Source organism: Microbacterium sp. LWH3-1.2 (assembly GCF_040675855.1).
GTDB lineage: Bacteria > Actinomycetota > Actinomycetes > Actinomycetales > Microbacteriaceae > Microbacterium.
This window is the reverse complement of record NZ_JBEGIK010000001.1, coordinates 1,830,331-1,842,892: the sequence shown is the minus strand read 5'-3', so window position 1 is coordinate 1,842,892 and position 12,562 is coordinate 1,830,331. Positions and strand designations below refer to the sequence as shown.

Genomic DNA, 12,562 nt, shown 5'->3' with positions numbered 1-12,562 from the left:
CGCGGTCAGTCGCCGGTGGTGCCCATGAGCAGCCGGGCGTCGTCGTCCACCCAGTCCAGCGACTTCGACACCGCCTTGCGCCATTGCCGGTAGCGGCGTTCGCGCTCGTCCTCGGGCATCCGCGGCTCGAAGCGGACGTCCTCCCGCCAGTGCGCTCGCAGCTCGTCGAGGTCATTCCACACGCCCGTCGCGAGACCGGCGGCGTAGGCGGCGCCGAGCGCTGTCGTCTCCACGACCTTCGGTCGCACGACCGGGATGCCGAGGATGTCGGCCTGGAACTGCATCAGCAGGTCATCGCGGGTCATGCCGCCGTCGACACGCAGCTCGTCGAGCGTGCGGCCGGTGTCGGCGACGACGGCGTCGATGACGTCGCGCGTCTGGAATGCCGTCGACTCGAGCGCTGCGCGCGCGATGTGCGCCTTGTTGACGTAGCGGGTGAGACCGACGAGCGCGCCGCGCGCGTCGGGACGCCAGTAGGGCGCGAACAGTCCCGAGAACGCCGGCACGAAGTACGCGCCGCCGTTGTCGTCGACGGTGGCGGCGAGGGTCTCGACGTCTTCGGAGCGCTGGATGATGCCGAGGTTGTCGCGCAACCACTGCACGAGCGATCCGGTCACCGCGATCGAGCCCTCGAGCGCGTAGCGCGCGGGCTCATTCCCGATCCGGTAGCCGACGGTGGTGATGAGACCGCTGCCCGAGCGCACGATCTCGGTGCCGGTGTTCACGAGGAGGAAGTTGCCGGTGCCATAGGTGTTCTTCGACTCCCCCGCCTCGAAGGCCGCCTGGCCGAAGGTCGCCGCCTGCTGATCACCGAGGATCCCGGCGATCGGCACGCCGTCGAGCACCGACGGGAGCGAGGAGTGTCCCACCACCTCCGACGAGGAGCGGATCTCGGGCATCATCGCGCGCGGGATGCCCCACACCGCGAGCAGGTCGTCCGACCAGTCCAGGGTACGCAGATCCATGAGCAGCGTGCGCGACGCATTCGTGACGTCGGTGACGTGGATCCCGCCGCGCGCGCCGCCCGTGAGGTTCCACACGACCCACGCGTCGGGGGTGCCGAACAGCAGCTCGCCGGCCTCGGCGGCGGCGCGCGCGCCCGCCACGTTGTCGAGGATCCACGCGACCTTCGAGGCCGAGAAGTACGTCGCCAGCGGCAGCCCGGTCGCCTCGGCGAACCGGTCGGCCCCGCCCTCGCTGGCCAGCTCGTCGATACGCGGCTGTGTGCGGGTGTCCTGCCAGACGAGCGCGTTGTGCACGGGGCGCCCGGTGCGCTTCTCCCAGACGATCGCCGTCTCGCGCTGGTTCGTCACGCCGATCGCGGATACTTCGGATGCTGCGAGCCCGGCGCGCGAGAGGCACGAGGCGATGACCCACTCGGTGTTGGTCCAGATCTCGACGGGGTCGTGCTCCACGCGGCCGGCCCGGGGGAAGATCTGCTCGTGCTCCCGCTGGGACACGGCGACCACGGCACCGGCGGCGTCGAAGACGATGGCCCGCGTCGAGGTCGTGCCCTGGTCGATGGACAGCACGTGGTCGGGCAACGAAAGTCTCCTTGCTCGGCGGGCGACATCGCCCGCACGGGTCGGCCGCGCGCCGAGCGCGCGTGCGGTCAGGCTATCGCGCGGCGGCGGGGATCCAGGACGGGTCGGCCGCGTGGATCCGGTCCAGCGCGCGCACCACCTCGAGCGCGGTGCGTGCGGGGTCCCAGTCGAGCACGGGCGCGACCGCGTCGGCCGCCTCGGCGACCGCCTCCGGCGTCGCCGCGCCGATGAACGCGATGCTGGTGCGCCGCAGCAGGAGGTCGTCGAGATGCGCGACGTCCTCCGTGGCCGCGAGATGACGCAGCTCGGCGGAGCTGTAGCCCGGCAGGTGCTCGAGCAGCGCGTCGTCCGCGTCCGCCGCGATCGCATCGACGACGGCCGCGGCGACCGTGCCATAGCGGTCGAGCAGCGTCGCGACGCGAGGGGCCTGCACCGTTGCGGCATGCGCCGAGATCCATTGCCGGCGCGAGCGCTCTGTCATGGGGTAGCCGCGTCCGCCGCCGATCGGCACTCCCCGGGTCGAGCTGCGGCGCGGCCGGGCGAGCAGCTCGAGGGCGCGGTCGGCGAGGTGTTCGGCGGAGGCGCGGAAGGTGGTCCATTTGCCGCCGATGAGGCTCAGGACGGCGGCATCCCCACCGACCAGCGGCGCGGACTCGACGCGGTAATCACGCGAGACGAACCCCGGCGAGACGTCGTCATGCCCGGGGAGCGGCCGCACGCCGGCGAACCGGTAGACGATCTGAGACCGCTCGACCGGGATGTTCGGGAGCACCTGCCGGATGAGCTCGATGAAGTAGTCGACCTCCGCCTCGGTGCATACGATCGGGTCGGCCATGTCGTGTTCGAGGTCGGTCGTGCCGACGAGGACGCGTCCCTTCAGCGGGTAGATGAGGACGATGCGCCCGTCCTCGTTCTCGAAGAACAGCTCCCGCCCGCCGGTCGCGGCGAGCAGCTCGGGGTGATCGAGTACCACGTGCGAGCCTTTGGTGCCGCCCATGTACCGGGTCGGGTCGCCGAGGGCGAGGTTGGTGAAGTCGGTCCACGGGCCACTGGCGTTCACGACGACGGATGCTGAGAACCGCGCTTCCTCGCCCGTCAGGGTGTCGCGCAGTACCACCCGGCCGCCGTCGACGCCGACAGCGGCGGTGTAGTTCGCCGCCCGTGCTCGATCGCCGCCGGCCGCGCGGCCGTCGCGCAGGACATCGATTGCGAGACGCTCGGGGTCGTGGAGGGATGCGTCCCAGTACGTCGCGGTGTACTTCACGTCGGGGTTGAGGCGCGGCAGTTGCGCGAGCGAGCGCTTGCGCCCGTGGAAGGTATGTCGCGGTACCGTGCTCTTGCCGAACACGCCGCCGCCGCGCGAGAACGAGTCGTAGATGACGAGCCCGATCTTGATGAGCGCGGCCCCGCGCTCATGGTGCCTTCCGCCGCCGTGCCGCAGGAACCGCAGCGGCGCCGACAGCACGCCCGAGAACGTCGAGAAGATCGGGATGGTGGTCTGCAGCGGCCTCACGAAGTGCGGGGCTGTGCGCAGCAGCGCGTTGCGCTCGGTCACGGCCTCGTGCACGAGCCGGAACTCGCCGTTCTCGAGATAGCGGATGCCGCCGTGGATCATGTGCGACGACGACGCCGACGCGCCGCTCACGAAGTCGTCGCGCTCGACGAGAGCCACGTCCACTCCCTGCAGCGCCAGGTCGCGGAACGTCGCCAGACCGTTGATCCCGCCGCCGATGATGAGCACGTCGGCGTAGGGCCGCTCCGCGAGCGCCGCCCATCCTCGTTCCGCAGCCCGCGCCGTCATCGCATCCCCCATCGTCGTGCTCTCCTCCGATCCATCATGGCATCGCTGGACGTCCTTGCAGGCTATATGCACATACGTGCACGATGGAGCGATGGATCAGATCGGCGAGGCCCACACGATGCAGCGGGCGCTCACGGCGGCGCATCTCTACTACGTGCAGGACCGCACGATGGATGCGATCGCCCGTGAGCTCGGCACGTCGCGATCGACGGTGTCGCGGCTGCTCACGCACGCACGCGCGACGGGGATCGTCGACATCCGCATCCGATCTCCGTTCGCTGCTCCGCAGCGCCTCGAGGAGCGGCTGGCCGAGCGCTTCGGCATCCTCGCCCAGGTGGTTCCCGCCCCTGACGACGCCACCGAGGTCGACCGGCTTCAGCGCGTCGCCGTCGCGGCCGCGCATGCGCTCCTCGACCTCGTCCAGGACGACATGACGGTGGGCGTCGCATGGGGATCCACGACGGCCGCCGTGAGCCGTCACCTCGTTCCGAAGCCGGTGCACGGAGCGACGTTCGTGCAGCTGAACGGCTCCGGCAACACCCATTCGACGGGCCTGCTCTACGCGAGTGAGATCCTCAGCCGGTTCGCCGCCGCCTACGACGCAAGCGCCCAGCAGTTCCCCGTTCCGGCGTTCTTCGACGACCCCGCCACGAAGGACGCGATGTGGCGCGAGCGCAGCACGCGGCGCATCCTCGACCTGCTGCCCACCATGGATCTCGTGCTGTTCAGCACCGGCTCCGCGGGGTCGCGTGTGCCGAGCCACGTCTACAGCGGCGGCTACCTCGAGCCCGCCGAGCTCGATCAGCTCGCCGAGGAGGGCGTCGTCGGCGACGTGGCCACGGTGTTCTACCGGGCAAACGGCTCGAGCGACGGCATCGCCCTGAACGACCGCGCCACCGGACCCAGCCTCGACCTGCTGCGCAGCATCCCCCGGCGCCTCTGCATCGTGTCGGGGGTGTCGAAGCTGGCGAGCCTCAAGGGCGCTCTCGCGGCGCGCATCGCAACGGACCTGATCGTCGACGAGGCCACCGCGCGAGCGCTCCTCGATTGAGGTCCGGGCAACGCGGGTGCGCGCGCCGCTTCATTCGAAGACATGGAATGAATGGACGGATGCCGCGTTGAGTACACTCGAGAGCAGCAACGTGCTCCGGGGTCGGTGTGAATCCGAACCGGCGGTGACAGTCCGCGAGCCAAGGCATCAGCATCCGTTCGGATGCCGCCACGGCCGATCCGGTGGAATTCCGGAACCGACGGTGATGCGACAGGTTTCTTGAGGGAGGCCGGTCGCGAGTCCGGATGGGAGGCAGCACCAAGGCGTCACCATGCGCGCCTCCGCTTGCCAATGCCCCGGGGCGTCGAGAACGACGAGACGAGGGGCAGGATGGCGAGCACAGCAGAACACGACGCGATGCGTCGGGCGCTGGCGATCGCCCGACGCGGCCCCCGCGGCGTGAACCCCCAGGTCGGCGCCCTGCTCCTCTCCCCCGACGGCGAGGTCCTCGCCGAGGGCTGGCACCGTGGCGCCGGCACCCCGCACGCCGAGGTCGATGCCCTGTCGAGGCTCGAGCCAGGGGCCGCGCGCGGTGCGACCGCGATCGTGACCCTCGAGCCGTGCAACCACACCGGTCGCACCGGCCCCTGCTCCGAGGCGCTCATCGCCGCCGGCGTCACGCGCGTGGTCTACGCGATCGCGGATCCCGGCGACAACTCCTCCGGTGGCGGCACCCGGCTGCGCGCGGCAGGCGTCGAGGTCGAGGCGGGCCTGCTCGCCGACGAGGCGACCGCCCTGCTCGACTCGTGGCTGACGGTCCAGCGCCTCGGCCGCCCGCACGTGACGCTCAAGTGGGCCCAGAGCCTCGACGGCCGCGCCGCCGCCTCCGACGGCAGCAGCAAGTGGATCACCGGCGCGCAGGCCCGCGCCGATGTCCACCGCCGCCGCGCCGAGGCAGACGCGATCGTCGCCGGCACCGGCACGGTGCTCGCCGACGACCCGGCGCTGACCGCCCGCGCCGAGGACGGCTCGCTGCTGCCTCACCAGCCCGTTCCCGTCGTCGTCGGCGCACGCACCGTGCCCGATGCGGCGGCCGTGCGTCAGCATCCCCGCGACTTCCTCCAGTACCCCGGCGACGAGGCCTCGGGCGGGCTCTCCGCCATGCTGGAGGATCTGCGCCACCGCGGCGTCCAGCGCGTGTTCGTCGAGGGCGGCCCTGCCGTCGCCGCATCGTTCCTGCGCGAGCGCCTTGCCGACGAACTGCTCGTGTACGTCGCACCTGTGCTGCTCGGCGGCGACCGGCTCGCGGTGCAAGACATCGGGGTGACCACCATCGGTGAGGCGCGACGCCTGGCTGTGGCATCCGTCATCACCCTCGGCGACGATCTCCTGTTCGTCGCCCAGCCCGCCTCGGAAGGAGACGCCTGATGTTCACCGGAATCATCGAGGAGATCGGCGAGGTCACCGCTGTCGAGCCGTCGGGAGACGGCGTGCGCGTGACGGTGCGCGGACCGAAGGCCGTGTCGGATGCCGCGCACGGCGACTCCATCTCCGTCAGCGGCGTGTGCCTCACCGTCGTCGAGCAGGGCCCCGACTGGTTCACCGCCGACGTCATGAAGCAGACGCTCGACATGTCGACGCTCGACGGCGTCGCTGCCGGTCGCGTGGTCAACCTCGAGCGCGCGACGGCCGCGCACGGCCGCCTCGGCGGGCACATCGTGCAGGGCCACATCGACGGCACGGGCGAGGTGCTCGAGGTCCGCCCGGGCGCCGAGTGGCAGGTGCTGCGCATCTCAGTCCCCGGCGAGCTCGCCCCGCTCGTCGTCGACAAGGGCTCGATCGCCGTCGACGGAGTATCGCTCACCGTGAGCGGTGCGAGCGCTGCCGCCCCGGGCGACGGCTGGTTCGAGGTCTCGCTCATCCCCGAGACGCTCGCCGCCACGACGCTCGGTGCCCGCGCGCCGGGCGACCGCGTCAACCTCGAGACAGACATCCTGGCGCGCCACGTGCAGCGACTGCTCTCCTTTTCGTCCGCGGCTCCGGCCGCATCCGCGGCACCGGCCGCACCCGCGCTCCGCGAGGCCACCGTGACCGGAGCGAACCCCGAACTCCCCGCGGACGCGTCCGCATCCACGGAAGGAGGCTCGAAATGAGCCTTGCCACCATCCCCGAGGCCCTGGAGGCACTGCGCGCCGGCCGGCCCGTCATCGTCGCCGACGATGAGAACCGCGAGAACGAGGGCGACGTCATCCTGTCGGCCGAGCTCGCCACCCCCGAGTGGGTCGCGTGGACCGTCCGCTGGACGAGCGGCTTCCTGTGCGCGCCGATGCCCGCCGATTGGGCCGACCGCCTCGACCTGCCGCCCATGGTGGAGAACAACGAGGACGCGCGCGGCACGGCGTACACGGTGAGCGTGGATGCCGCCGACCGTGTCTCGACGGGCATCAGCGCCGCCGACCGCGCCCACACGCTCAACGTGCTCGCGAACCCGGAGTCGACACCCACCAGCGTGATCCGCCCCGGCCACATCCTGCCGCTGCGCGCCGTCGACGGCGGCGTGCGCGAGCGCGCCGGCCACACCGAGGCAGCCGTCGAACTCATGAAGCTCGCCGGCCTCGCGCCGGTCGGCGTCATCGGCGAGGTCGTCGCCGAGGACGGCAGCATGATGCGTCTGCCCGGGCTGCAGGAGCTGGGCGCCGAATACGGCATCCCGGTCATCACGATCGAGCAGCTCGCGGCCTACCTCGACGAGAATGTCCCGTGTGATCCCGCGGTCCGAAACGCCCACAAGCGTCGCGTGAGCCTTCGCGCCGAGGCGCACGTGCCCACCGCGCACGGCGAGTTCCGCTTCCTCGCGTACAAGGACCGCGTCACCGGCACCGACCACATCGCGGTCGTGTCCGGTGATCTCGGCGACGCGCCGCTCGTGCGCGTGCACTCGGAGTGCCTGACGGGCGAGGCGTTCGGCTCGCTCAAGTGCGAGTGCGGCCCGCAGCTCGAGGCCGCGCTGGACACGATCGAACAGGACGGCGGCGTCGTCGTCTACATGCGCGGTCACGAGGGCCGCGGAATCGGCCTCATCAACAAGCTGCGTGCCTATTCGCTGCAGGAGCGCGGTCTCGACACCGTCGATGCCAACCTCGCACTGGGCCTCCCCGCCGACGCGCGCGACTACGCGGCGGCCGCCGGCATCCTCGCAGACCTGGGCATCGAGAAGGTGCGCCTGCTGACCAACAACACCGACAAGGTGAAGCAGCTGCGCGAGCTCGGCCTGGACATCGTCGAGCAGGTGCCGCTGCTGGTCGGCGTCGGCCCGAACAACCATCAGTACCTGGAGACGAAGCGCGACCGCATGGGGCACCTCATCGCGGAAGAAGACCTGGCCGATGCACTGGCCCAGATGCACGAAGGAGCAGAACGATGAGCGGCAAGGGCGCACCCGAGGCGACTGCACCCGTCGACGGCACGGGACTCGACGTGGTCGTCGTCGCGGGCACCTGGCACGAGACGATCACCGACGGCCTCATCTCCGGCGCCGCACGTGCCGCCGATGCCGCCGGCGCCTCGCACCGCCTGGTGCGCGTGCCCGGTTCGTTCGAGCTTCCCGTGGTGGCGAAGGCGGCGCTGGAGGCCGGAGCCGACGCGGTCGTGGCGCTGGGCGTCATCATCCGCGGGGGCACTCCCCACTTCGAGTTCGTCTCGAACGCGGCGACCGACGGTCTGACCCGCGTCGCGCTCGACACGGGCAAGCCCGTCGGATTCGGAGTGCTGACCCTCGACGACGAGGCCCAGGGCATCGCCCGCGCGGGCCTGGAGGGCTCGGTCGAAGACAAGGGCTTCGAGGCGGCGGACGCGGCCATCCGCACCGCGGTGGTGCTGCGCGACCTGCGCGCCTGACCCGGGGATCCCGGCCTGGCGGCGAGGTAACCTTCAGCTAGGCTGATGGCATGGAAATCCTCCGCCACATCGTCGTGCTCGTCCACCTCGTGGGCTTCGCCATCCTCTTCGGCGCCTGGGTCGTCGAAGCGGTGAACGGCAAGCACCAGATCACGCGCCTCATGAACTGGGGCCTCGCGATCGCCGGTCTCGCCGGCCTCATCCTCGCCGCCCCGTGGGGCATCGACTATGACCTCAACTACGCCAAGATCGGCGTGAAGCTGGTCATCCTCGTCATCATCGGCGCCCTCCTCGGCATCGGCGCGGGCCGCCAGCGCAAGACGGGCTCGGTGCCGGGCGCCGTCTTCTGGTCGATCGGCGTGCTCACCTTCGCGAACGCCGCGATCGCGGTGCTCTGGCGCTGATCCACGGACACGTGAGACGGATGCCGCGGCCCTGGGCCGCAGCATCCGTTCTCCGTATTCGGGAGCCGCTGCGGAATCACGGGACTAGGCTGGTGTCTTGTGCTGGGCGACAACGCCCGCACCCACGGTGATCCAGTGCAGTGCCGCCTGACGCGTCACCCCTGCGCCCGGCAGCCGCCCACCGCCGCATCCCATCCGGATGCCCCGCTCCGCGCACGCCCCAGGTGAATATGTCCTCCCCCAGCACGACCGTCGCGACCCCCGCGGCGCCCGCAAACCCCCGCTCCCGCGTCATCCTCGCGAGCCTCGTCGGCACCACGATCGAGTTCTACGACTTCTACGTCTACGCGACCGCCGCCGTCCTCGTCTTCCCGATCCTCTTCTTCCCGACGGGCAACGACACCACGTCGCTGCTGCTGTCGTTCAGCGTCTTCGGCGCCGCGATGATCGCCCGCCCTCTCGGCGCGATCGTGTTCGGCCACTTCGGCGACCGCTTCGGCCGCAAGGCGACGCTCGTCGCGTCGCTGCTCACGATGGGTATCGCGACGTTCCTCATCGGATGCCTGCCGACGTTCAACGAGATCGGCGTGTGGGCCGCGGTGCTTCTGCTGATCCTGCGCCTGTTCCAGGGCTTCGCGCTCGGGGGCGAATGGTCGGGCGCGGCGCTCGTCGCCACCGAGAACGCACCCAAGGGCAAGCGCGCCTGGTACGGCACGTTCCCGCAGCTCGGCGCCCCGCTCGGCTTCATCATCGCGAACTCGGTGTTCCTCGCGATCAACTACCTTCTCCCCCACCCCGATGGCGCCGGTCAGCGCTCGGCGGACTTCCTCGCGTGGGGCTGGCGCGTGCCGTTCCTGTTCTCGGCGGTCATGGTGATCATCGGCCTGTGGGTGCGCCTGCGCCTCGTCGAGTCCCAGACGTTCGTGAAGGCCGAGGAGAAGGGCGCGATCCGCAAGTTCCCGCTCGGCACGGTCATCCGTCACCACTGGTGGCACCTGATCCTCGGCACGTTCATCATGCTGGCGACCTACGTGCTGTTCTACCTGATGACGAACTTCACGCTGTCGTACGGCACGAAGGCGGCGGACCTCGAGGCCGCGTCCGCGGCGGCGCAGAAGGCGGCAGAGGCCGCGGGCACCACGTTCGACCCGGCAGCGTTCGCCGCGCAGTTCTACCCGGGTCTCGGGTTCGGCTATACCGACTTCGTGCTGATGCAGATCATCGGCGTGGTGTTCTTCGGCGTCTTCACGCTGCTGTCCGGCCCGATCGCCGACGCGATCGGCCGCCGCCGCCTGCTCCTGTGGGTGACGGGGCTCATCATCGTGTTCGGCCTCACGTTCAACCTGTTCCTGTCGCCGCAGCTCGACCCGAAGTTCACCGGTGCGCTGACGCAGGCGTTCCTCATCTTCGGGTTCGTGCTGATGGGCTCGACGTTCGGCCCGATGGGCGCGGTGCTGCCGGAGCTCTTCCCGACGAACGTCCGCTACTCGGGCTCGGCCATCTCGTACAACGTGTCGTCGATCCTCGGCGCCGCGCTCGCCCCCATCGTCGCGGTCGCGCTGTGGGCCGGCGCCGACGGAAGCCCCTGGCTCGTCGGCGTCTACCTCTCGGCGATGGGCGTGCTGACCTTCATCGCCCTCCTCCTCTCGCCTGAGACGAAGGACGTCGACTACGACGCCGACCTCGGCGTCGGAGCCACCGGCTCGCTCTGACCGCGGCTTCGCAGGACGACGGATGCTGCAGCCCCGCGCGGGCTGCAGCATCCGTCGTTCGCACTCACGTGCGTCGCTGGTGCCGGATCGGCTTGGTGTGGGAGGGGGCGTCGGTCGCCTCGGAGAACTCGCACCGGAATTCGCCCTCGTACCCGAAGAGGAACCCGAAGATGCGGTTGCGCACCTCGAGACGGATGCGGAAGACCTGCGCGCGATCGTCGTAGCTCTCGCGCAGTTCGGCGCGGCCGCTGAAGAGCATCGGGAAGCGGAAGCCGAGCAGCCCTTCGTAGAAGCGCTGCCGGCCCGATCTCAGCAGGAGGCTGCCGTCGGGCTCCGCTGTGAGCTGGAGGTCGACCGCGAGGTGCTGATGGCTGCCGAGGTAGTCGACGACCCGGCCATCGTCGCCGAGGATCATCGTGGCGTCGAAGCGGCGCACGGCACGGGGCATCCGGAAATGACGCACGAAGGTGACCGTCTCGCGTCCGAAGGGATCGCGGTACGGATAGTTCTCGATCGTGAAGGGGATGTCGCGTCCCACCTCGGGGATGAGGATGTTGCGGAACCGCCCGATCTGCAGGAACGGGATCGTCCACCACGGGCCGCGGCGAATGCGGGTCATGGTGCCGCGACCGACGCAGGCGTAGCCGGTCGTCAGGCCGACGCCGAAGCGCCGCCGCAGCATGGGGTGCAGGCGAGAGAAGTCGTCTCCCATCGCGCGCGCGAAGATCGACGTCACCACCGCGGTCGCGGCGCTCACGGTTGCACCAGCTCGTGAAGGGTGTTCGGAGCATCCTCCATGACCCGGCGGTTCGCAGGACGACCCCCGCACCGTGCGGCCCTCGGACGCTGCGCGCACCAGAACCGCAGCACCGATCTCAACGGCCATCGCTCGGGCGGCGTGCCGGTCTCGGCCCAGATCCGCAGCCGATCGAAGCTCCACGCGGTCGCCCAGCCGATCAGCGGCCGCACGATGAGATCGAGTGCGCGATCCCAGTTCGATGTGTAGTCGTAGCCAGTGGAGAACACGACGGAATCGCCGTCGGGGCGATAGCGCCAGTAACCGCGACCGGCACCGAGCGGCGAGAGCCGACTGTCGCTGTCGAAACGCAGGGCGGAAGTGCGCGTTCCGTCGGGACGCTCGCGTTCGCCGATCGTGGTGCCGGTGCCGGTGATGGTGCAGCCGGGCAGGCGTCGTTCGTACACGAAGCGGGTGCCGCCGCCGGCCAGTGGAGTGGTCGGAGTGATGCGGCTGAAGCGGACGTCCCAGCGTGCATGAAGCGCCGGATCCTGGGTGAGCTGCCACACCCTCTCCATTGGCGCGGAGATGCGGATGCTGACGTAGATGGCACGCTGCACCATCACGCCTGCACCTCGGCGACGAGGTCCAACAGTTCGCGCAGCGGCTTTCGGAGCAGGCGCAAGCGGACCAGCGGCAGCGAGACCTTGAGGAGCCGCAGTCCCCGGTCGAGCAGCCTGCTGGTGCGTTCGCGACCGTCGGAGGTGTCGTAGACCCAGAACAGGGCGAGCAGCAGGTGGCCGAGCATCAGCGCCGACGGCAGGTCCTCATCGAACTCCGGCGGGAGCTTGTCTGCGGCGCCGGTGATCGCCTCGCGGAAGAGCCCGATCACGATCTTGCGCGATTCCGAGGAGTCGCTCGAGAGCGGATTGATCGACGAGCGTGGCGAGACCGCCGCCGAGAGGAACTCCGGCGCGAAGCGGTGGTAGGGCTCGAGCTGCGCGAGACCCGTGCGGAAGACGATGCCGAGCCGTTCGATGAGATCGTCGCTCGTCGCGAGCAGGGGCACCGCGGCGGCCCGGTGCTGCTGCTGGACGTCGAGGTAGAGCTCTTGGACGAGGTCGTTCTTCGACGCGAAGTGGTAATTGGTCGTGCCCACTGAGACGCCCGCTTCGGCGGCGATGAATCTGACGGTCGTCTGGTCGTACCCGCGCTCCCGGAACGAGCGCAGGGCGACGTCGCGGATGAGCGCTCGTGTGCGCTCGCTCTTGGTGGCGGAGGCGATGGAACTGGACATGTTCAGAAACATACGCTCGTTTCTGAACATGTTCAATACTGCGAAGGCTGTCTCGATGAGGACCATCGCGGACGAGGCGGCGGAAGGCGGGGGTCAGGACGGGTCGGGACTGTCGCGCAGCGCGCCAGACGCAGGATGCCCCCCCCCCCCCCCCCCGGTCCTGCCCACCAGATCCGGATG

General features: G+C 70.2%; 12 protein-coding genes and 1 riboswitch. Of the genes, 7 read left to right on the top strand and 5 right to left on the bottom strand.

Annotated features, from left to right (window positions below; translation table 11 throughout):
- Nucleotides 1–5: 5 nt before the first annotated feature.
- Both glpK and MRBLWH3_RS08515 read right to left on the bottom strand, forming a co-directional pair.
- The gene (glpK, locus tag MRBLWH3_RS08520) at nt 6–1,544 is read right to left on the bottom strand and encodes a glycerol kinase GlpK (RefSeq protein WP_363430514.1); all 1,539 of its coding nucleotides are present in this window, start codon (nt 1,542–1,544) and stop codon (nt 6–8) included.
- Between the two features lie 73 nt (nt 1,545–1,617).
- Nucleotides 1,618–3,357, bottom strand: a complete 1,740-nt coding sequence (locus MRBLWH3_RS08515) for a glycerol-3-phosphate dehydrogenase/oxidase (RefSeq protein WP_363430511.1) — start codon at nt 3,355–3,357, stop codon at nt 1,618–1,620.
- A 79-nt stretch (nt 3,358–3,436) separates the two neighbouring features.
- Here MRBLWH3_RS08515 and MRBLWH3_RS08510 point away from each other — a divergent pair, with 79 nt between their 5' ends.
- From MRBLWH3_RS08510 to MRBLWH3_RS08480, 7 genes are all read left to right on the top strand, one after another.
- A complete protein-coding gene (locus MRBLWH3_RS08510) occupies nt 3,437–4,396 on the top strand; it encodes a sugar-binding transcriptional regulator (RefSeq protein ID WP_363430508.1) in 960 nt (319 codons plus the stop codon).
- A gap of 89 nt (nt 4,397–4,485) precedes the next feature.
- A riboswitch (FMN riboswitch) is annotated at nt 4,486–4,657 on the top strand.
- Between the two features lie 69 nt (nt 4,658–4,726).
- Entirely contained in the window at nt 4,727–5,764 is a 1,038-nt protein-coding gene (gene ribD / locus MRBLWH3_RS08505) for a bifunctional diaminohydroxyphosphoribosylaminopyrimidine deaminase/5-amino-6-(5-phosphoribosylamino)uracil reductase RibD (protein WP_363430505.1), read from the top strand.
- Nucleotides 5,764–6,489, top strand: coding sequence for a riboflavin synthase (locus tag MRBLWH3_RS08500; RefSeq protein ID WP_363430503.1), 726 nt, complete (start codon nt 5,764–5,766; stop codon nt 6,487–6,489). Before ribD ends, MRBLWH3_RS08500 begins: the two co-directional genes overlap by 1 nt.
- Entirely contained in the window at nt 6,486–7,760 is a 1,275-nt protein-coding gene (ribA, locus tag MRBLWH3_RS08495; RefSeq protein ID WP_363430501.1) for a GTP cyclohydrolase II, read from the top strand. The genes MRBLWH3_RS08500 and ribA overlap by 4 nt, the downstream gene beginning before the upstream one ends.
- Nucleotides 7,757–8,233: a 6,7-dimethyl-8-ribityllumazine synthase gene (gene ribH, locus MRBLWH3_RS08490; RefSeq protein ID WP_363430499.1), complete on the top strand. Its 477-nt coding sequence runs from the start codon at nt 7,757–7,759 to the stop codon at nt 8,231–8,233. The genes ribA and ribH overlap by 4 nt, the downstream gene beginning before the upstream one ends.
- A gap of 50 nt (nt 8,234–8,283) precedes the next feature.
- Entirely contained in the window at nt 8,284–8,637 is a 354-nt protein-coding gene (locus MRBLWH3_RS08485; RefSeq protein ID WP_363430497.1) for a Fe-S protein, read from the top strand.
- Nucleotides 8,638–8,867: 230 nt separating this feature from the next.
- Nucleotides 8,868–10,349 (top strand): MFS transporter, encoded by a 1,482-nt coding sequence (locus MRBLWH3_RS08480; RefSeq protein WP_363430495.1) that lies wholly within the window; start codon nt 8,868–8,870, stop codon nt 10,347–10,349.
- A 64-nt stretch (nt 10,350–10,413) separates the two neighbouring features.
- Here the strand turns inward: MRBLWH3_RS08480 and MRBLWH3_RS08475 are convergent, their stop codons facing one another.
- Genes MRBLWH3_RS08475 through MRBLWH3_RS08465 form a run of 3 tightly spaced genes read right to left on the bottom strand, consistent with a single transcriptional unit; the run spans nt 10,414 to nt 12,382 of the window.
- Nucleotides 10,414–11,106 (bottom strand): DUF4166 domain-containing protein, encoded by a 693-nt coding sequence (locus tag MRBLWH3_RS08475; protein WP_363430493.1) that lies wholly within the window; start codon nt 11,104–11,106, stop codon nt 10,414–10,416.
- A complete protein-coding gene (locus MRBLWH3_RS08470; protein WP_363435390.1) occupies nt 11,103–11,708 on the bottom strand; it encodes an SRPBCC family protein in 606 nt (201 codons plus the stop codon). Before MRBLWH3_RS08470 ends, MRBLWH3_RS08475 begins: the two co-directional genes overlap by 4 nt.
- Entirely contained in the window at nt 11,708–12,382 is a 675-nt protein-coding gene (locus MRBLWH3_RS08465) for a TetR/AcrR family transcriptional regulator (RefSeq protein WP_363430491.1), read from the bottom strand. Before MRBLWH3_RS08465 ends, MRBLWH3_RS08470 begins: the two co-directional genes overlap by 1 nt.
- Between the last annotated feature and the right edge of the window lie 180 nt (nt 12,383–12,562).